General features: G+C 57.8%; 18 protein-coding genes and 1 rRNA gene. 11 read left to right on the top strand and 8 right to left on the bottom strand.

What is annotated here, in order from left to right; genetic code table 11:
* Positions 1-794: 794 nt before the first annotated feature.
* From cyoA to AC1D2Q_RS27620, 6 genes are all read left to right on the top strand, one after another.
* Positions 795-1,739 (top strand): ubiquinol oxidase subunit II, encoded by a 945-nt coding sequence (gene cyoA, locus AC1D2Q_RS27645; RefSeq protein ID WP_477815288.1) that lies wholly within the window; start codon positions 795-797, stop codon positions 1,737-1,739.
* A gap of 3 nt (positions 1,740-1,742) precedes the next feature.
* The gene (cyoB, locus tag AC1D2Q_RS27640; RefSeq protein ID WP_105347834.1) at positions 1,743-3,773 is read left to right on the top strand and encodes a cytochrome o ubiquinol oxidase subunit I; all 2,031 of its coding nucleotides are present in this window, start codon (positions 1,743-1,745) and stop codon (positions 3,771-3,773) included.
* 3 nt (positions 3,774-3,776) lie between these two features.
* Positions 3,777-4,403: a cytochrome o ubiquinol oxidase subunit III gene (locus tag AC1D2Q_RS27635; protein ID WP_019582330.1), complete on the top strand. Its 627-nt coding sequence runs from the start codon at positions 3,777-3,779 to the stop codon at positions 4,401-4,403.
* Positions 4,404-4,739, top strand: coding sequence for a cytochrome o ubiquinol oxidase subunit IV (gene cyoD, locus AC1D2Q_RS27630; protein ID WP_008025399.1), 336 nt, complete (start codon positions 4,404-4,406; stop codon positions 4,737-4,739).
* An 11-nt stretch (positions 4,740-4,750) separates the two neighbouring features.
* Complete coding sequence (gene cyoE, locus AC1D2Q_RS27625) at positions 4,751-5,638, top strand: heme o synthase (protein ID WP_477815287.1); 888 nt, start codon at positions 4,751-4,753, stop codon at positions 5,636-5,638.
* A gap of 257 nt (positions 5,639-5,895) precedes the next feature.
* Complete coding sequence (locus AC1D2Q_RS27620) at positions 5,896-6,531, top strand: LysE family translocator (protein ID WP_477815286.1); 636 nt, start codon at positions 5,896-5,898, stop codon at positions 6,529-6,531.
* A gap of 97 nt (positions 6,532-6,628) precedes the next feature.
* On the opposite strand, the gene AC1D2Q_RS27615 is transcribed toward AC1D2Q_RS27620, so the two are convergent.
* From AC1D2Q_RS27615 to AC1D2Q_RS27600, 4 genes are all read right to left on the bottom strand, one after another.
* On the bottom strand, positions 6,629-7,333 hold the full coding sequence (locus tag AC1D2Q_RS27615) for a hypothetical protein (RefSeq protein WP_305478983.1): 705 nt from the start codon (positions 7,331-7,333) through the stop codon (positions 6,629-6,631).
* 136 nt (positions 7,334-7,469) lie between these two features.
* The gene (locus AC1D2Q_RS27610) at positions 7,470-7,985 is read right to left on the bottom strand and encodes a hypothetical protein (RefSeq protein WP_086946440.1); all 516 of its coding nucleotides are present in this window, start codon (positions 7,983-7,985) and stop codon (positions 7,470-7,472) included.
* A 66-nt stretch (positions 7,986-8,051) separates the two neighbouring features.
* The gene (locus AC1D2Q_RS27605) at positions 8,052-9,575 is read right to left on the bottom strand and encodes a sensor histidine kinase (protein WP_477815285.1); all 1,524 of its coding nucleotides are present in this window, start codon (positions 9,573-9,575) and stop codon (positions 8,052-8,054) included.
* On the bottom strand, positions 9,572-10,288 hold the full coding sequence (locus AC1D2Q_RS27600; protein WP_428632537.1) for a response regulator transcription factor: 717 nt from the start codon (positions 10,286-10,288) through the stop codon (positions 9,572-9,574). Before AC1D2Q_RS27600 ends, AC1D2Q_RS27605 begins: the two co-directional genes overlap by 4 nt.
* Before the next feature lie 153 nt (positions 10,289-10,441).
* On the opposite strand from AC1D2Q_RS27600, the gene msrB reads away from it, so the two are divergent.
* From msrB to msrA, 3 genes are read left to right on the top strand one after another with little or no spacing between them, the layout of a single operon-like run.
* Positions 10,442-10,957 (top strand): peptide-methionine (R)-S-oxide reductase MsrB, encoded by a 516-nt coding sequence (msrB, locus tag AC1D2Q_RS27595; RefSeq protein ID WP_105347822.1) that lies wholly within the window; start codon positions 10,442-10,444, stop codon positions 10,955-10,957.
* 43 nt (positions 10,958-11,000) lie between these two features.
* The gene (locus AC1D2Q_RS27590; RefSeq protein WP_477815284.1) at positions 11,001-12,794 is read left to right on the top strand and encodes a cytochrome c biogenesis protein DipZ; all 1,794 of its coding nucleotides are present in this window, start codon (positions 11,001-11,003) and stop codon (positions 12,792-12,794) included.
* A gap of 28 nt (positions 12,795-12,822) precedes the next feature.
* On the top strand, positions 12,823-13,530 hold the full coding sequence (msrA, locus tag AC1D2Q_RS27585; RefSeq protein ID WP_477815283.1) for a peptide-methionine (S)-S-oxide reductase MsrA: 708 nt from the start codon (positions 12,823-12,825) through the stop codon (positions 13,528-13,530).
* Positions 13,531-13,554: 24 nt separating this feature from the next.
* Here msrA and AC1D2Q_RS27580 read toward each other — a convergent pair whose 3' ends face one another.
* Both AC1D2Q_RS27580 and AC1D2Q_RS27575 read right to left on the bottom strand, forming a co-directional pair.
* A complete protein-coding gene (locus AC1D2Q_RS27580; RefSeq protein ID WP_477815282.1) occupies positions 13,555-14,568 on the bottom strand; it encodes a sensor domain-containing diguanylate cyclase in 1,014 nt (337 codons plus the stop codon).
* A gap of 343 nt (positions 14,569-14,911) precedes the next feature.
* Positions 14,912-15,817 carry a LysR family transcriptional regulator gene (locus tag AC1D2Q_RS27575; protein ID WP_477815281.1) on the bottom strand — a complete coding sequence of 302 codons (906 nt, stop codon included), beginning with the start codon at positions 15,815-15,817 and terminating at the stop codon, positions 14,912-14,914.
* 102 nt (positions 15,818-15,919) lie between these two features.
* Between AC1D2Q_RS27575 and AC1D2Q_RS27570 the strand changes: the two genes are divergently transcribed.
* Entirely contained in the window at positions 15,920-17,095 is a 1,176-nt protein-coding gene (locus tag AC1D2Q_RS27570; protein ID WP_477815280.1) for an acetylornithine/succinylornithine family transaminase, read from the top strand.
* A gap of 86 nt (positions 17,096-17,181) precedes the next feature.
* Here the strand turns inward: AC1D2Q_RS27570 and AC1D2Q_RS27565 are convergent, their stop codons facing one another.
* Together AC1D2Q_RS27565 and AC1D2Q_RS27560 are read right to left on the bottom strand one after the other, a co-directional pair.
* Positions 17,182-17,709 carry a P-loop NTPase family protein gene (locus AC1D2Q_RS27565; RefSeq protein ID WP_477815279.1) on the bottom strand — a complete coding sequence of 176 codons (528 nt, stop codon included), beginning with the start codon at positions 17,707-17,709 and terminating at the stop codon, positions 17,182-17,184.
* Positions 17,710-17,725: 16 nt separating this feature from the next.
* Positions 17,726-19,663 carry an alkaline phosphatase D family protein gene (locus tag AC1D2Q_RS27560; protein WP_477815278.1) on the bottom strand — a complete coding sequence of 646 codons (1,938 nt, stop codon included), beginning with the start codon at positions 19,661-19,663 and terminating at the stop codon, positions 17,726-17,728.
* Positions 19,664-20,161: 498 nt separating this feature from the next.
* On the opposite strand from AC1D2Q_RS27560, the gene AC1D2Q_RS27555 reads away from it, so the two are divergent.
* A 16S ribosomal RNA gene (locus AC1D2Q_RS27555) occupies positions 20,162-20,249 on the top strand; the annotation flags it as partial.

Raw genomic sequence — 20,249 nt, 5'->3', positions numbered from 1 at the left:
ACGCCCCGGTCCTCGTTGAGAGGCCGGGGCGTTTTGCATGTTCAAAGTTCAAATGAAAAGACCTTGATGCGCGACAATTACGGATGCGGCATGTGTGCGACATGTTGTCACAGCTCGAGTGTCGCAAGTCATTTCAAGACATGGAATCGGGACACCTTCAGGTAGCCAAAACAGGCTCTGCAAGCCTCTACCGCTTTCGGTGCCAATCAGCCGAAACAGGCAGTTTTAACAGGGGCTGGCGAATTGCCAAAGCCCTTGTCACATAGGGGGTAGAGCAGGGTCTGAGGCGAGCGCAGAGCCCAGGAAGCTGTCTGAACTTCGCGCGGTACACCTACATTTTTTGGTGTTTTTGTTGAGAATTAATTTCGATACCATGGCCCACTTTTGCAAAAACCGTGAATGATTGTTGCTGGAACGGATAAAAATTATTTCGGGATGAGACATGGTTTATGAATCGCTACATATCTACAATCGCCCGCACTGAATTCCCGGCACTGCTCATCCTGACTCAGGCGTATGAGTAGAACAGGGCGTCGAGAAGCCTGATGGCTTCATGCGACTCCCCATTGTCGGTGCCTTCCGACGATCCGCACCAAATGGAATTGGTCTGTAACAAGGCCCTTGACCACGAATTCGAATAAGAACACACCGCAGGCCCAGCAATTGTCGAACCGCGTCTGACGCGCGACGGGCAGGCCCTTATTCAATCCAAGAAAAATGCCAACCCTTGGCAGGGTGAAGTGTTGGCGATCAAAACCCAACTGCATTGCGCAAGCTGCTTTAGAGGTCGTGAGATGAGTAAAAACAGGTACCCCAGACTACTAGGCTTATTGCCGCTGCTCGGCACGTTGTTGCTGGGAGGCTGCAACATGACCTTGCTCGATCCCAAGGGCCAGGTCGGCCTGGATGAGCGAAACCTGATCATCACCGCAACGCTGCTGATGCTGTTGGTCGTCGTGCCGGTCATCGTCATGACGTTCCTGTTCGCCTGGAAATACCGCGCTTCCAACCAGGACGCCGTCTACACGCCAAAATGGTCCCACTCCACCAAGATCGAAATCGCGGTGTGGACTATTCCGGTACTGATCATCATTGCCCTGGGTTACGTCACCTACAAGTCGACCCACGCACTGGACCCTTACAAGCCGCTGGAATCCGACGTCAAGCCGGTCACCATTGAAGTGGTCGCGCTGGACTGGAAGTGGCTGTTCATCTACCCGGAACAAGGCATCGCCACGGTCAACAAGATCGTGTTCCCGGCGCACACCCCGATCAACTTCAAGATCACTTCCGACGCCGTGATGAACTCGTTCTTCATCCCTGCTCTGGGCGGTCAGATCTACGCGATGGCGGGCATGCAGACCAAACTGCACCTGATCGCCAACCAGAACGCTGAAATGGACGGTATCTCCGCCAACTACAGCGGCGCAGGTTTCACCGGCATGAAATTCAAAGCTATCGCCACTTCTCAGGAAGATTTCGACGCCTGGGTAAGCGAAGTCAAAAAGGCACCTAAACAGCTTGAACAAGCTGAATACGCAGCCCTGTCCAAGCAGAGCCAGAACAACCCAGTCGAGCTTTACTCCTCGGTCACGCCGAACCTGTTCCAGATCATCGTCGACAAGTACGAAGGTATGAAACCGGGCAAGCCAATGCACCACGAGAAGAAAGAGCACGAAGTGGCCGCCATGGAAGGGATGGACATGAGTTCGCATTCAGCTGCCGGGGCAGAGGAGTAAACGATGTTTGGTAAATTAAGTTGGGAAGCGGTCCCGTTCCACGAACCGATCGTGATGGTGACCATCGCCATGATCGCGCTCGGCGGTCTGGCACTGTTCGCTGCAATCACCTACTTCAAGAAGTGGACCTATTTGTGGACCGAGTGGTTGACCTCGGTCGACCACAAGAAAATCGGCGTGATGTACATCGTCGTCGCCATGGTCATGCTGCTGCGTGGTTTTGCCGACGCCATCATGATGCGTACCCAGTTGGCCATGGCCACCGAGGGTTCGCCTGGCTACCTGCCACCTGAACACTATGACCAGATCTTCACCGCTCACGGTGTGATCATGATCATCTTCATGGCGATGCCATTCTTCACCGGCCTGATGAACCTTGCAGTGCCGCTGCAGATCGGCGCGCGTGACGTTGCCTACCCGTTCCTGAACTCCCTGAGCTTCTGGCTGCTGGTTTCCGGCGTGGTGCTGATCAACCTGTCCCTGGGCGTTGGCGAATTCGCCAAGACCGGTTGGGTTGCCTATCCGCCGCTGTCGGGCCTGCAATACAGCCCGGGCGTGGGGATGGATTACTACATCTGGGCGCTGCAGCTATCCGGCCTGGGTACGACGCTGACGGGGGTCAACTTCCTGGCCACCGTGCTGAAAATGCGTACCCCTGGCATGAAGCTGATGGACATGCCGATCTTCACCTGGACCTGCACCTGGGCCAACGTCCTGATCGTGGCTTCGTTCCCGATCCTGACCGCTACCCTGGCTTTGCTGACGCTTGACCGTTACATGGATTTCCACATTTTCACCAATGAACTTGGTGGCAATCCGATGATGTACGTCAACCTGTTCTGGGCTTGGGGTCACCCCGAGGTTTACATCCTGATTCTGCCAGCGTTCGGGATCTTCTCCGAAGTCATCTCGACCTTCACCGGCAAGCGCCTGTTCGGCCACCACTCGATGGTCTACGCCAGTGGCGCGATCTCGATCCTGGGCTTCATGGTTTGGCTGCACCACTTCTTCACCATGGGTTCGGGTGCCAGCGTCAACGCCTTCTTCGGTCTGGCGACGATGCTGATTTCGATCCCGACGGGTGTGAAGCTATTCAACTGGCTGTTCACCATCTATCAAGGCCGTCTGCGTTTCACCAGCCAGGTTCTGTGGACCCTGGGCTTCATGGTGACCTTCGCCATCGGCGGCATGACCGGCGTACTGCTGGCCATCCCGGGTGCTGACTTCGTACTGCACAACAGCCTGTTCGTGATCGCGCACTTCCATAACGTGATCATCGGCGGCGCGGTATTCGGTTACATCGCAGGTTTCGGCTTCTACTTCCCGAAAGCGTTCGGCTTCAAGCTGCACGAAGGCTGGGGCAAGGCAGCATTCTGGTTCTGGATCTCCGGCTTCTTCGTCGCGTTCATGCCGCTCTATGTACTGGGCTTCATGGGCATGACCCGTCGTCTGAATGCCACCACCAACCCTGAGTGGGTACCGTACCTGTACGTGGCCATGTTCGGTGCGGTGATGATCGCTGCAGGTATCGCCTGCCAGCTGATCCAGCTGTACGTGAGTATCCGTGACCGCAAGCTGCCGCAGAACATGTGCGAGCACGGCGACCCATGGAATGCCCACACCCTGGAATGGTCGACCTCCTCGCCACCACCGTTCTACAACTTTGCCGTGCTGCCAAAAGCAGAAGGCATCGACCCGTTCACCGAAGCCAAGGAAAACGGCACCGCCTACAAGGCTCCGGCCAAGTACGAGCCGATCCACATGCCAAACAACACCGCGACCGGTCTGGTCATGGGTGCTCTGTTGACCGTGTTCGGTTTCGCGATGATCTGGCACATCTGGTGGTTGGCCATCGTTGGTCTGGTTGGCACCGTGGGCTACTTCGTGATCCACGCTGCACGCGATGATCAAGGCTATATGGTGCCGGTCGACGTGATCGAGCGCATCGAAGCCGAGCAGCACAAGCGTCTGGTAGCGGCCGGGAAAATTCCAGCCACCGCCACCCGTGTTGAAACCTCGTTGGAACAGGCTTAAACCATGTCGAACTTAGTGACCAATGCTGGACACACCCATGTCGATGGACATGGGCATGATGACCATCACCACGACTCGGGCGAGATGACCGTATTCGGTTTCTGGCTCTACCTGATGACCGACTGCATTCTGTTTGCGTCGATCTTCGCGGCGTACGCGGTACTGGTTAACAACGTAGCGGGTGGCCCGTCGGGCCACGACATCTTCGAGCTGCCATACGTACTGGGCGAAACCGCTCTGCTGCTGTTCAGTTCGATCACCTACGGCTTCGCCATGCTGGCGTTGTTCAAGGGCAAGAAGAACCAGGTCCTGGGCTGGCTGGCCCTGACCTTCCTGTTCGGCGCCGGCTTCATCGGCATGGAAGTCAACGAGTTCCACATGTTGATCTCCGAGGGCTTCGGTCCTAGCCGCAGCGGCTTCCTGTCCGGGTTCTTCACCCTGGTCGGCACCCACGGTCTGCACGTGACCAGCGGTCTGATCTGGATGGCGATCATGATGTACCAGGTGCAGAAAAACGGCCTGACGGCGACCAACAAGACCCGTCTGAGCTGCCTGAGCCTGTTCTGGCACTTCCTGGACGTGGTGTGGATCTGCGTATTCACCGTTGTTTATCTGATGGGGACTATGTAAATGGCTAACGCTCATTCCCACGATAGCCACGACGCCGGCCACGGCAGCGTCAAGTCCTACGCTATCGGTTTCATTCTGTCGGTGATCCTGACCGTCATTCCTTTCGGCCTGGTGATGTACCCGTCGCTGCCGAAAGCCCTGACTCTGTGGATCGTACTGGCCTTCGCAGTGATCCAGGTGCTGGTGCACCTGGTGTACTTCCTCCACCTGGACCGTTCGGCAGCGCAGCGTAACAACGTGATTGCGTTTGTTTTCGCCGCGATCGTAATTGTCCTGTTGGTAGGCCTGTCGCTGTGGATCATGTTCAGCATCCACACCAACATGATGGCGCACTGAGGTAAGTCCGGATGTCCTTGAAGCACTTTATCCAAATCACCAAACCGGGGATCATTTTCGGTAACGTGCTTTCAGTGGCAGGCGGATTTTTCCTGGCCTCCAAAGGGCATGTCGATCTGGCCATCTTCCTGGCCGCGATGATCGGCACGTCCCTGGTGGTGGCTTCCGGTTGCGTGTTCAACAACTGCATCGACCGCGACATCGACCTGAAGATGGAACGCACCAAGAACCGGGTGCTGGTCCAGGGCTTGATCTCCCTGAAACTGGCCCTGGCTTATGCGACCGTCCTTGGTGTTCTCGGCGTTGCACTGTTGTACAAGGTGGCCAACCCGTTGGCCGCGTTGTTCGCGGTGATCGGTTTTGTCATCTACGTCGGCTTCTACAGCCTGTACCTCAAGCGCAAGTCGGTTCACGGCACGCTGGTGGGGAGTCTGTCGGGGGCGATGCCGCCGGTGATCGGTTACGTCGCCGTCAGCAATAACTTCGACATGGCCGCGTTGACGTTGCTGGTGATGTTCAGCCTGTGGCAGATGCCGCATTCCTATGCCATCGCAATCTTCCGCTTCAACGATTACCTGGCCGCATCGATTCCGGTGTTGCCAGTGAAGCGCGGCATTGAAGTGGCCAAGAAACACATCCTGCTCTACATCCTGGCCTTCCTCGTGGCGACCTTGATGCTGACCTTCAGCGGCTACGCCGGCATGAGCTACCTCGCCGTCGCCGCGGCCATGGGCATGTACTGGCTGTACATGGCCTGGACGGGCTACAAGGCAGTGGATGACACGGTCTGGGCACGCAAGCTGTTCGTGTTCTCGATCTTCACCATTACTGCGTTGAGCGTGATGATGTCGCTGGACTTCAAAGTGCCGGGCGAGCTGTTGCTGACGTACGCGCCTTAAGCGTCGGATGCTGTAAAGAAAAGCCCCGCCTTTCGAGAGAATGGCGGGGCTTTTTGTTGGGGGCGATTCAGGTGGTTCTGAACTCGAGCCCCTTTTGCATAACTCTTGGTTGTGCGAAGGATCAGATTGTTTAGGAAAACGGAGTATGGCATTTAGGAAGTCTCCTAATGCCAGCACCTGCTTTGCTCGCTACGGTTCAGCTGGGCCGGGCAGGGATGAATGACCATCTCGGGTCAGGATTAGTATCGTGAAGGGAAATGGAATCAGAGGGCAAGGACGTGCAGGATTTTCAGCGATCTCTATTATTTTCAATCGTGTTGTCGATCACCTTTGGGCCGATTGCCTTGATTATATTGAGGCAGTCCATCTTGCATGGACGATTGAGCGCCGTACCAGGTGCGTTCGGAGCAGCCCTGGCGGATGCTCTGTATGCCGCAGTCGCGTTGATGGGGGTAGCGCTGATCAAAACCTTTGTATTGGGCTATCTGGATCTTCTGACAGTTGTCTCAATAGCCTATCTCTTCTATTTGGGTATAAGGATCACTGCGTCCTCTGATTCGACAATGAGCATCACACGCCAATCAGGCTTTTTCTCTGTGTTTGCGTTAACGCTGAGCAATCCGTTGACCATTGTGGCAATCACCTCTTATGTCATCGCTAATCAGTCAGACGAAGCGACTGTTAACGTGCCTCTTTCGCTCGCTGGTTTTTTCGTCGGCAGTCTCGCCTGCCAGATGGTGTACGTAATGGGGGGCGATGTTATTGGAAGGGCATTGTCTGGAAGGAAAAGCACTCGCCTATTGAATTGGTCTAGTGGTCTTTGTCTGATCGTTTTCTCTTTATGGAAACTACAAGATTTCATCAGGGCTAAACCGTTTTTGTGGGCGGTTTGAGATGGCGTGCAGCACCTGAGCCGAGTGCCAATCTCGTGCGCGCAGGCAATAAAAATCCCCGCTCGATGGCGGGGATTTTTGTGTGCAGCGTTTAGCGTTACTGCGCGGCGATGCTGTAACCGTCGAACGCGGTCTGCTGCTGCAGCGCGGTGATGATGTTTTTTCGGTTGACCGGTTGTTCGGCCCCGGCATTGTCCAGGAACGTCTCGCTTTCCAGCTCCGCTTCTTCACCTTCGCCGACGAAAGTGAAGCCCAGGAATTCCAGCGCTTCACGGTCAACGTTCAGGCGCGAGCGCGGGGTGCGCAGGGGCAGGGTGACGCTGATGCCGTCCTTGCTGATGGTGAACACTTCGACTTCTTTCTTGGCGCGAGCCGCTTTACTCTTGCCGTTGCTCGGGTTGCTGATGGCCTGGTGAGTTTGGTTGAGCACCTTCAGCGCCAGGCCATAAACGATTTCCTGGAACGCCGGATCGTCCTTGAAGCTGGACAGAATGCGGCTGATCGGGAATTTGCTGCTCAGGTCTTCCAGGGCCGCAATGTCGGCCGCTTCGGCGTCTTTCAATTGCTTGAGTTCGCCCATCAATTCGTAGGCTTTATCGTCATCGAAGCTGTCGTGAGCCTGGCGAATCGCGGCGCGCAGTTCGCGGATCTGATCGCTTTCCCGGGTGGATTGAAAAGCGTCCAGAACCATCTCGCTGATGGTCTTGGCCTGAGGCACGTGTTGTGAAAGATTGATGGAGTTTTCGTATTCCGCTTTGGACGACAAGGTGACTACGGATTCAGCGGTATTGGAATCGGACATTGAAATTTCACTACTTCTTTAACTTGGATTGAGGCGAGAAAGCACAGGGCCTTTTCAGGCCGCCTAATCTATTGGACCCGCGCTGCGTTGTCACGGATGAACAGGTGGCTGGTCTGCATTTTTGGTGAGAGCGCTTTTAGCTGACTGACATCTGCGGGCGTTTTGCCTGGAGTGTCAGCAGCACCCGATAAAGTTTCAGCGCCCGCCCGCTGATCAATCCGCAGACAAAACCTGACGCCGTGGCCTTGAGCAGCAACATCTCAACAGTGACGGCGAACTCCGGATGCACCTCATCCTGATAGCCGAAGTAATAGTTCACGGCAAAAAACAGCAGGTAGAGCACCGGTGTTTTAACCGTGCCCGGCACGATCAGCCCGGTTTCCGGATCATCCAGCTCAATACCCTTGTGCGCAAATACAACCAGTGCCGTGAGGCTGCCCATAATGACGGCGGCCAACCAGCAGCCAATCGATAGTTGAGGGTTCAGCGTCAGGTTCAGCGAGTACAACGACCAGCCGAGCAAAAGCGGTGGAGTGACAAGCAACGACGTTTTGCTTTCATGGGTTGGGGATAAGGCTTTGACGCCGTAGTAACAGAGCAGCAGAAAGATCGCATAAACCCATAGCGGGGTGTTTTGCAGGGTATTGAGCATTACGTAGCATCCGTGCCGGGAATGAAGAGTCCGGATAATAGCTGCTGCCATGGCCGAGGCTATCGACTATTTCCCCGTCGAATTCATATTCATCGAACGAGTCATCCATTGCTCCGCCGTTTGCTCATCCGCCGGCAAGGAAAAACGAAAAGTCGCACCGCGTCCCGGCACTTCGATCAGCTCAATCTCGCGACCGTGCAATTGCAGGATCCGGTGCACGATCCGCAGCCCCAGCCCGCCATCGCGCCGTGCGCCGCCAATGTTGAATGGCCGCAGGAACAGACCTTCACGCAGTTGGGGGGCGATGCCAGGACCGGTGTCGCTGACGGTCACTTCGATAAAAGCCCCTTGGGGGCGGAGGCTGAGTTCGATTTCTCCCCCTCGGGGCGTGTGGCGCAGGGCGTTATCGAACAAATTGGTCAGCACCCGCTCGATCAGCCCCAGGTCGGCGCAGGCCACGGCGACGTTGGGGGCGAAGGTGGCCTTGAGTTCAATCTGGCGCGCTTCGGCGCTGAGTTCGAACTTCTGAAAAATGTCCTGTACCAGATCAGTCAGGGAGAAACGCTCCAGCACCGGTTGCACGAAACCGTGTTCCAGCCGCACCAGTTCCAGCAACGATTGCGCTAGGCCGCCGACCTTGCGGCTTTGATCCAGGGCGATTCCCAGATAACGACGGCGGTCGGCGGGGGACAAGGTGGCGTCCTTGAGCGACAGGGTTTCCAGGTAACCGTGCAGCGAGGCCAGCGGTGTGCGCAGGTCGTGGGAAATGTTGGCCACCAGTTCGCGACGCTCCTGATCCTGACGGGTCAGCGAGCGCCATTGTTCACCGAGGCGTGCTTGCATCTGCCGAAAGGCCGCGTCGAGTACGGCTATCTCATCGTGGCTGGCGGCCTTTTCCATCGGCTCCGGCTCAGGATCCGGCGAAGCGGCCGGAACGCCGTTGATATCAAACTGACTGACTTTTTCGGTCAAGCGCCGCAATGGCCGGGTGATCAGGGCAAATGCCGTGAGGCCGGCAATCAGGCACAGCAACGCCACCAGTCCGATGGACAACAACGCGGTATTGAGCGCCGCGCTGGTGGCTCCGCGCTCGGCGAAGCGGTCGTGCGCTTCGCTGAGCAACACCACATACAAATAACCGGCCGGCTGACCGTTGACCCGCAAAGGCGCGGCGCTGAACACCTTGCGACCGTCGACGCTGCGCGGATCGTCGCCCAGAATCGGCAGGGCCTCGCCTTTTAGCAAACGCTGGATCGGCACCAGATCGACCTGCTCCCGATGTATCCGGCCTTCGGGTGCGGCGCTGCCGACAATCCGGCCTCCTGTGTCCAGCAGATAGACCTCGACACTGGGATTGACCAGCATCAGTTGGCTGAACAGTTCGCGCACGGCATTGGGCATCGGGCCATTGCGGTCCATCAGCACGGTGTCGTGGGCGATGTGTTGCGCCAGATCCCGCGACAAACCCTGCACCACTTCCAGTTCATGCATCTGACTGGAGCGCACCTGCATCCATGCCGAGGTACCGCAGCACACCAGCAACAACACGGCGAACACCAGGGACAGGCGTTGAGTCAGGGTCAGCCTCATGGCTGCTCTCCGCTTGCTGCGAATTTGTAGCCACGGCCCCACACCGTGAGGATGCGCGCCGGCTGCGCCGGATCGGCTTCGATCTTGGCGCGCAGGCGGTTGATGTGGGTGTTGACCGTGTGTTCGTAGCCTTCGTGGCTGTAGCCCCACACCGCGTTGAGCAGGTCCATGCGCGAGAAGACTTTGCCAGGTTGGCGGGCGAAGAAGTACAGCAGGTCGAATTCCCGTGGCGTGAGGTCAAGACGCCGGCCGTCGAGGGAGACTTCACGGGTGATCGGGTCGATGGACAGGCCATCGCTGATCAGACTGCCGGCATCCATTTTCAGATTTCGGGCCATGGCGTCGACCCGTCGCAGGAGTGCCTTGACCCGTGCCACCAGCTCGAGCATGGAAAAGGGTTTGGCCAGGTAATCGTCGGCACCCAGCTCCAGTCCCAGAATCCGATGCACTTCGCTGGAGCGCGCACTGGTGATGATGATCGGTGTGTAACGGGCCATGGCCCGGGCGCGGCGGCAGATTTCCAGGCCATCGACGCCGGGCAGCATCAGGTCGAGAATCAGTGCGTCCCAGCTTCCTTGCTGCAGCAGTCGCATGCCCTCATCGCCGTCGGCGCAGTGCACCACCTCGAACTGCTCATCGCGAAGATGCAGGCAGATAAGGTCGGCGATGTGCAGGTCGTCCTCGACCACCAGGACGCGTTTGGTCTGTTCCATGGAGCTCGATCCTTTGTGACGCAATGAACACATTGTGCGGGTTTTCCTGAGGTTGAGTTATCACGAATTATTTAACTCCTCGTGAGGATTTGGCGATCAACTCAAGCCTAGGCTGTGTTCCATGCAAGGCACCTGGAATTTTGGAGAAGGCCCATGTTTTCACGGCGACAGTTTCTTGTAGCGAGCGGCGGGCTGGGGGCTGCAGCCCTGGTGATCGGTGTATTGCCAAAATTTTCCGCAAGCGTCGCGCTGGTCGATGAAGCCCGCGCGCAGGAGGTTTTCGAGGTGACTCACAGCGACAGCGAATGGCGCGCCAGGCTCAGCGCCGAGCAGTACGAAATACTGCGCGAAGAGGGCACCGAACGGGCCTACAGCAGCCCGCTGAACAATGAGCACCGCAAGGGCGTTTTTGCCTGCGCCGGTTGTGATCTGCCGTTGTTTTCTTCCGACACCAAGTTCGACAGTCGTACTGGCTGGCCGAGTTTCTGGGCGCCCCTGGACAACGCGGTGGCCACCCGTCAGGACCGATCCTTCGGTGTATTGCGCGAAGAGGTGCACTGTCGTCGTTGTGGCGGTCATCTGGGGCATGTCTTCGAGGATGGGCCAAAGCCCACCGGTCTGCGCTACTGCATGAACGGCCTGGCGCTGACCTTCAAGCCACAGGCGTGATCCATGGGCACTTCCTTTCACTCACTTCATGCAGGTCGACGTTATGTGGCTTCTGGTCCTCGCTTATCTCGGTGGTGTGCTGACGATTGTCAGCCCGTGCATTCTGCCGGTATTGCCCTTTGTCTTCGCTCGCACCGGGCAGCCGTTTATGAAAAGTGGCTTGCCGTTGCTGGCGGGGATGGCGCTGACCTTCGCGCTCGTCGCCTCGTTGGCGGCGGTGGGCGGCGGTTGGGTGGTGCAAGTCAATCAGTACGGTCGCTGGCTCGCGTTGCTGTTCGTTGCTCTGTTCGGGCTGACGCTGTTGCTACCGCGGCTGGCCGAACGCCTGACGCGTCCATTGGTGGCGGCCGGCGGTCGGMTGTCGGAAGCCGCTGGCGTAGATTCCCGGCCGCGTCCCGGCGCTTCATTCCTGATCGGCGTCGCCACGGGCCTGCTCTGGGCACCCTGCGCCGGGCCGATTCTGGGTTTGCTGCTGACCGGCGCGGCGCTGCAAGGGGCAAGTATCGCGACCACCCTGCTGTTATTGGCTTACGCGGCCGGTGCCGCCACTTCTCTCGCCGCGGCACTGCTGCTGGGCGGTAAAGTCTTCGCCGCGATGAAGCGCTCGATAGGCGCTGGCGAGTGGCTACGTCGTGGCCTGGGCGTTGCGATGCTGGTCGGTGTGGTGGCGATTGCCCTTGGGCTGGACACCGGGATTCTGGCGCGGGTTTCGACGGCGTCCACCGGCGGCATCGAGCAGGTGCTGGTTAACCGATTGGCCAATAGCGGGACAATGATGGCGCAGATTCCACGGGCCGGCGATCAACCCGCCGGCAGCATGATGGCCGCTGGCGATGCGATGAAAGTGACCGCGAAGGCGCCGAACGCACTGCCGATTGAGGGCAGCCTTCCATCCCTGGACGGCGCCGTGCAATGGCTCAACTCGCCCCCACTCACCGCTCAGGCGTTGAAGGGCAAGGTCGTGCTGGTGGATTTCTGGACTTACTCCTGCATCAACTGCCTGCGCACCCTGCCGTATGTGAAGGCCTGGGCTGAGAAGTATCGCGATCAGGGTTTGGTGGTGATCGGTGTCCATGCGCCCGAGTTTGCCTTCGAACGGGATGTGGGCAATGTCACCAAAGCCATGAAGGACCTGGGCATCACCTACCCGGTGGCCATCGATAATGACTACAAGATCTGGCGTGCTTTCAACAACGAATACTGGCCGGCCCATTACTTTGCCGATGCTCAGGGACGCATTCGTTATCACCATTTTGGTGAAGGCAAGTACGCCGAGTCCGAGCAAGTGATTCAGCAACTGTTGCGTGAGGCGGGAGCGGCGAAAGTCGCGCAGGGGCTGATCAATGCCAACGCCCAGGGTGTTCAACTCGCCCCGGACATGAATGAAGTGCAATCGCCCGAAACCTATGTCGGCTACCGACGGATGGAGCATTTCGCCTCTGAAACCAGCCTGGTGCCGGACAAGGCGACTGCCTATAAGCCACCGTCACAACTGGCCCTCAATGACTGGAGCCTGGACGGTCAATGGGCTGTCGGTCCGGAGCGGGCCGTTTCAAACGCTGCGGCCAGTCGTATCGTCTATCGCTTTCACGCTCGCGACTTGCACTTGGTGTTGGGCCCCGGTGCTGACGGAAAACCGGTGCGTTTCAAAGTGTTGATCGACGGCAAGCCCCCAGGTGATGCCCACGGTATCGACGTCGCGCCCGATGGCAGCGGCAGCGTCACCGAGCAGCGGTTGTATCAACTGGTACGCCAGACCACAGGCGTAAAGGACCGGACGTTCAGCATCGAGTTTCTCGATCCGGGTGTGTCGGCGTATGCGTTTACCTTTGGTTAATCGCCCCCATTCATTCAGGAGACAGCCCATGAAAACCCTATTCAACTGGCGTCGCATATTTCTGGGTTTGGCCGCCGCCAGCGTTATCGGTCAGTGCTCTGCGTTTTCTTTCGCAGGCGCTGAAGAGGCGGTCGTCATCCCCGCGCCGACGCTCGACGAAACCACTCAGGCGCACAGCGAAACGGCGGTTTTTGCCGGCGGTTGCTTCTGGGGCGTTCAAGGTGTATTTCAGCATGTCAAAGGGGTGAAGAACGCCGTCTCCGGTTACGCCGGCGGCGCAGCCAACACCGCTCAATACGAGCGGGTCAGTGAGGGTGACACCGGTCATGCGGAAGCCGTCGAAGTCACCTTCGATCCCGCCCAGGTCAGTTACGGAACACTGTTGCAGATCTACTTTTCGGTGGCCCACAACCCCACCGAACTCAACCGCCAGGGCCCGGACCGAGGCACTCAGTATCGGTCGGCGCTATTCCCGAAAAGCACCGAACAGCAGCGCGTCGCCCAGGCCTACATCACTCAGCTCGACGCCGCCCATTCGTTCAACAAACCGATTGTCACCAAGTTGGAAAGCTACAACGGTTTTTACCCGGCGGAGGAGGAGCATCAGGACTTCCTGACCGAGCACCCGACGTACCCCTACATCGTGATCAATGACCTGCCGAAAGTGGCTCAGTTGAAGCAACTGTATCCGGATCGCTATCAGGAAAAACCAGTATTGGTGAAAGCGGGCATGTAGGACGGCTGACAGGACGGAGCCGCCTCACCCCGAAATCAGGTTCTTGCCCGCGATTTTCGACCGATACAACGCCTGATCAGCCCTGGCCAGCAACCCGGTCTGTTGTTCTTCTTCAAAGCGCTGCACCACGCCAAAACTCATGGTCACTTGATAGTCCCCGACCGGCAGCAGGCTTGCCAGGCCATGACGGATTCTTTCAGCGAGTGACCTGGCGTCCGCCAACAAGGTATTGGGCAGGATCAGGATGAATTCGTCACCGCCCCAGCGCGCCAACAGATCGCCTTTGCGCACGCAGTGCTTCACACTCTCGATCACTTGCACCAACGCTGCATCTCCCAGGGCGTGACCGTAGTGATCGTTGATGTTTTTGAAGTCATCGAGGTCCATGGCGATCAGCGACAGGGGTTCGCGGAAGCGTTGGGCGCGGTCGCATTCCTTGGGCAGGGCTTTCTCCAGTCGATAACGATTGGCGATGCCGGTCAGCACATCGGTTTCTGCCAATTTTCGATTTTCTTCGAGTTGAATCTGTAACTGCAGATTGACCCGGGACAACTCCCGAGTGCGTTCTTTGACGATGGCTTCCAGGGATTGATTACGCCGCTCCATTTCTTCGATCAGGCGTTTCTTGTCTTCGATGCTGCGGTGCGCGCCGATCATTCGCGCCACCGAGCCGTCGGCATTCCGTGCCAGCACGTAGCCGCGATCCTCGATCCAGGTGTAAGTGCCATCGCGCATGCGGCAGCGATACTCGGCCTGATAACCTGAAGCGCGCTGATCCAGGTAGTCATCAAACAACGCCATGACCCGAGAATAATCGTCGGGGTGGATCACGTTTTCCCAGGTCAACACATTGTTATCCAGGGAATGAGGCGTATAGCCGAGCATCTCGTACCACCCGGGGTTGCGATAGACGAACCCGGTGTTGGCGTTCCAGTCCCAGATACCATCGCTGACCAGTTCCAGAATGGTGTGCAGCATGTCTTCGTTAAAATCTGACAGATCGAACTTCAACGGCTCGATTTTCGATGCCTCACCCATTATCGGTCTCCCTGCCGTCCTGATATCAACGTGACTCGTCAGTCGAGGAGATTAGTTCATGGCGTATTGCCCCTGCTAGGGGGCGTTCTCAATTAGTTTCCCCGCCGCGTTGTCGCCTTAAAACGGGCCAGGCAAGGCGCAGGCCGCTGGGAATGGTTGTTCCCTTTCCAAGGCCTGCAACACAGGCTGGCCCGCTTTAAGGCACAACCCGAAGGGCCGGGCCTGCTGTTGTGCAGGGCTGCGTTGCTCGAAGCTTATTTGGAATGACCAAACTACGCTTCTCGCGCCTTGCCCTGCACAACAGCAGACCCGGCGCGGCGGGGAAACTAATTGAGAACGCCCCCTAGTGCTTGCCCCACCACCGCAGTGCAAAGTCAACGAAGCTGCGCAATTTCGGCAAACGGTAGCGGTCCTGGGCGTACACCAGGTTCATCGGCCGACTTGGCAGTTGGTAGTCCTGCATCAAGGCCACCAGTTTTCCGTCCCGAAGGTCTTGCTCCACCAGCGCATCGGGCACCATCACGATGCCCATGCCGGTTCGCGCCGCTTGATGCAGCCCCGCCGAGCTGTTGATCAACATCGGCCCGCTGACCTCCACCATGACTTCGCCTTCGGGCCCCTTCAGGCGCCATTGTTTGGCTACCGAGTGCCAGTCATCTCCGGCCGGGTAGGCGAAGGCCAAACAGTCATGGTGTTGCAGGTCGGCGGGTTTCTCCGGTGTGCCTCGACGCTCCAGATAATCCTTCGAAGCGCACAGGGTCATCGTGTAGTCGATGAGCGGGCGAGAAATCATGTTGGACAGTTCGGTCGTGCCCAGACGAATCGCCACGTCGAAACCGTTGTCGAGCAAGTCCAGGCGCTGGTTGGTCAAAACGACGTCGAGTTTGACTTGCGGGCAGCGCAGGGTGAATTCGCTCAGGGCCGGCGCGAGCCGTTCGGTGCCGAAGGTCAGCGGTGCGGTGATACGCAGAGTGCCGCTGGGTTCGTCGAGGGTTTGTTCGGCCAGGCGTTCGGAATCAGCCACCAGCCCCAGCACTTCGAGACACCGCTGATAGTACGCCGTGCCGAATTCCGTCAAACGCTGACGCCGTGTCGTACGGTTGAGCAGGCGTACACCCAGTCGTTGCTCCAGAGCCCGCAGGTGATTACCGACCATGGTCGTGGACATTTCGCACTGCAAAGCGGCGGCGGTCATGCTGCCGGCCTCCACCACTCTTACGTAAACCGTCATTGCCTGGAATAAGTCCATTATCAAGCCCAGCTTTAAAATGATTGAAGTGTTGCGGTATTTATCCAGCTCAGGTGGCTAACCATACTGCAAAAACACCGACTATTGATGGAGCTTGATGTCATGACCGCCGCCTGCCTGATGAGTACTTACCAACCCTTGGCCCTGAGTTTCAGCAAAGGTCTGGGCACGCGCCTGTGGGATCAGGCCGGTCGTGAATACCTGGACGCGGTGGCGGGCGTGGCGGTGACCAACGTCGGCCATTCCCATCCGCGAATCGTGTCGGCCATCAGCGAACAGGCCGGGTTGCTGTTGCACACATCCAACCTGTACAGCATCGACTGGCAGCAGCGACTGGCGCAGAAACTGGTTCAGCTGTCGAGCATGGAGCGGGCGTTCTTCAACAACTCCGGCGCCGAAGCCAACGAGACCGCGCTGAAACTCGCGAGGCTTTACGGCTGGCAAAAAGGCATCGAGCAACCGCTGGTGGTGGTCATGGAAAACGCTTTTCACGGTCGTACACTTGGCACCTTGTCAGCCAGTGACGGCCCGGCGGTGCGCCTGGGGTTTAACAAGTTGCCGGGGGACTTCATTAAAGTGCCATTCGGCGACCTCGCTGCCCTGGATAAGGCGCAGAAAGCCCACGGCCCACGCATTGTGGCGATTCTGATGGAGCCGATTCAGGGCGAAAGTGGTGTGCAAGTGGCGCCGCCCGGTTATCTCAAAGCGGTGCGCGAGCTCTGTGACCGGCGCGCCTGGTTAATGATGCTCGACGAAATCCAGACCGGCATCGGCCGTACCGGCCAGTGGTTTGCGTTCCAGCACGAAGGCATCATCCCGGACGTCATGACCTTGGCCAAAGGCCTGGGTAACGGAGTGCCCATCGGTGCCTGCCTGGCTCGGGGCAGAGCTGCGGATTTGTTCACACCCGGCAGCCACGGCAGTACATTCGGCGGCAATCCTCTGGCGTGTCGGGTGGGTTGCACCGTGCTGGAGATCATCGAGGAACAGGGCCTGCTGGAAAACGCCAGACTTCAGGGCGAACGCCTGCTTGCCAGATTGCGCGTCGAACTGGCCGACGACCCGAACGTCCTGGTGATCCGTGGCCAGGGCTTGATGATCGGTATCGAACTCGCCCAACCAATCCGCGACCTGACCCTGATCGCCGCGCGGGATCACGGCTTGCTGATCAACGTGACACGGGGCAAGACCATTCGCCTGCTGCCACCGCTGACGATCGATGAGCGGGAAGTGGAAATGATTGTCAGAGGGGTGGGGCGGGCGGTGAAAGCGGCCTGACACCTTCTGGGTATACACCGCTTCCCCCTGTAGGAACCGGTGCCCCTGTCAGTGGGGTAAATCCCCAAAGAAAATGGCGAGGCCAATCAGTCGGTTGGTCGCACCGCACTGACGAAAGCCGAGACTTCAGCCCGGTTCATCAGTTGACGTTTCGAACCGCTAAACCCTTCAAACAAACGCTGATGCGCGGCAAATCCACTGGACCCTTGGCGAGTACGGTAGCTACCGGCCCATTCCAGTAACGCCATCAGCAACTCATCATCCTCGTTCCGCCTCGCTTCTCGCTGACGAATGTTGTTCACGCAATCTTCGTCCTCCAGGCACAGCCAGATCAGCGTTGTGGCCTGCTCCACAAGTTCGCTGRCCATCCAGCCGTAAACACCCTCGATAACCCAACGCTCTTCACTCGCCGCCACCCGCGCCATTCCCAGTGCTTCGTTGCGGGGACGGGCGATGCTGTGTTCATCGGATACCCAGTGAATCAGGTCGAGATCGGTCCAAGGCACTTGCAGATGCTCGGCCAGTCGTTTGGCCAGCCAGCTCTTGCCCGAGCCGGAATTGCCGATGATCAGGGTTCTAGCGAGGTTTAGGGTGGCCGGGTAATGATTACTCATGGTCATTCGTGCAAAGTCAGTCGGCTGTTTCGGACATTTCTGGCGCAATCATTCGCGTCTTCGGCGATCCATCCGCATTGAATTGATAAATATCCTGTGGCTGGCCCTTTTCATTGAAGAACACTTGTCCAATTCCTGCCGAGTTCCACAACCGTTCCCCTGCTTCGGCGTGTTCGGGGATGTGCGGAACAATGCGCATGCGTCGGCGTTTGGTCAGCCAGTTAAGGGGCGAGCGGGGCGAGTAGAGCCAACGGTTGAGGCGGTCGAACCATTCGAGCAGGGCGGGTGGGAATTCGTTTTTGATGCCGCTGCTGGTGATCTGCCAGATACGCGGGCCGGCCTTGCGGTGTCGGATCAATACTTCATAGACGAAGGAATAATGCACATCACCGGACAGCACCACGTAGTTACCGGGTGTGCGGGAGTGTCGGAAAATGTTCAGGATCACCTGAGCCGCGCCACGATGGGCCATCCAGTTTTCGGCGTCTACCAGCAGTGGATAACCGCACCAGCTGAACACCCGCTGCACGGTTTCGATCAGCTTGACGCCGAAGATCGGCGCCGGTGAAACGATGATCGCCGAAGGGTGATCGAGCAATTCCTGTTGCAGTTCACTGAGCGCTTCCCAGTCAAGCAGGCCCGACGGTTGTTTGAGGTTCATCTCGCTACGCCAGCGCCGGGTGCGGGTGTCGAGCACCACCAGCGCCGGGCGAGTGGGCAGCACGTAATGCCACTGCTGAAAACTCAGCAGTTCATCGATCAATTCGTCCTGGATCTCGCTGTCGAGGTGATGGTCTTGCCCCGTGACGCTCAATAAGCGGGTTTTTTCCAGTACGCTGCCAAACGCATCCGGGTTGTTGCCCCAACCCTGACACAACATATAAGCAAGCAGCGCGTTGCCGATGATGCGCTTGGAGAACGGATGGTTGTAGGCCGTTTCCTCCCATTGCGCAGAAAGATTCCAGTCATCGGTAATATCGTGGTCATCGAAAATCATCAGGCATGGCAAATGCGCCATCGCTCGCGCGACGCCGCCCAGCCCCGCCTTGAACCCATCGATGCGCGTCTGCTCCAGGGCATAACGCTTGCGTCGTTCGGGCGTCAGTGTCGGTGGTTGCGGCGCGATCAGCGTCCAGGACGTTGGCGACCACACCAGCAGGTACATGGCCATGACTTCGACGAAGGTCACCAAATGATTGTCGGCGCTGCTGCTGGTGAAAATCGGCTTACGCACGCCACCGAAAAATCGCTCGCGCAGGGTTTCGTTGCTCTCAAGCGCCGGTAACAAATCCGCACGATGGTAGTAACTGGCCGGATGTTCGTAGAGTTTGGCGCTGTCGCTGACCACTGCGCCGTCGAGGTGTTCATCGAACAGCCCCAAGCGTTCGATCAAGGCATGAATTGCACGCAGCATTGGCCCCGCGACATCATCCGCATACACCTGATCACCGCTCATCATTAATAGAGCCGGACGCTTGCTTGCGTCCGGCTCTGACGCGAGCAACCGGTCGACACACAGCAAGCCATCGGCCGCCGGATGGTGAGGTTTACGGCAGGAGCCATGCAGCAACTGATCGATCTGTGAGCGCAATACAAAGTTCGGGCAGCGCGCTTCGCCATATAGTAGGTGAGGTGCCCACTCGGCGATGCCCGACGGAGCGCCATCCGCCTCGGTGATCAGCAGGTCGTACTCGATCAGCGTGTCGCAGGGCAGGGCGGTGTTCAGTGGTACATCTATTAGATGGATAAAGGCATGAGTGCCGACGGGTATGATCGTGCATTGATCCGCATTGAGGCGGATATCGATGCCTTGCAGGCGCAGCGTCAGCGTCAGCGTACGTGACCCCACCAGCCAGAGTACCAGCCGCGTAGGCTCCAGGCGCCGCAATAGCGGGCCGACGAGGACGGGTGGCAGTGATTGAGGAGCGTCAGTTAGTGGCAAAGACATGGACATCCCGTTCAAGACTCTTGGCGCAGAGGGGCGCGATCATAGCGCAGCTGGTAAAGAGGGCGGGTTTGTCGACGGGTAATGCAAGCAAAGCCTGGACTGCTCATGAGGCAGAAGTCGGTGCTCCGCCTAAGCCGCATGGATTAGGTAAAAATAATTACAACAGGTGGTTGACCACCAAATAAAACACTGTATTATTCGCCTCCCGCTAACGAGGAGTTTGAAACTGAGTTGGCGGCAAGTAGTTGAATTTCATGAAGAAAATTTGAAATTTACTGCTTGACAGCAACAGAGGCTGCTGTAGAATGCGCGCCTCGGTTGAGACGAAAGATCTTAACCAACCGCTCTTTAACAACTGAATCAAGCAATTCGTGTGGGTGCTTGTGGAGTCAGACTGGTAGTCAACAAGATTATCAGCATCACAAGTTACTCCGCGAGAAATCAAAGATGTAACCAACGATTGCTGAGCCAAGTTTAGGGTTTCTTAAAAACCCAAAGATGTTTGAACTGAAGAGTTTGATCATGGCTCAGATTGAACGCTGGCGGCAGGCCTAACACATGCAAGTCGAGCGGCAGCACGGGTACTTGTACC

It is taken from the genome of Pseudomonas sp. P1_A1, assembly GCF_056406935.1.
This window is presented reverse-complemented; position numbering and strand designations above follow the sequence as displayed.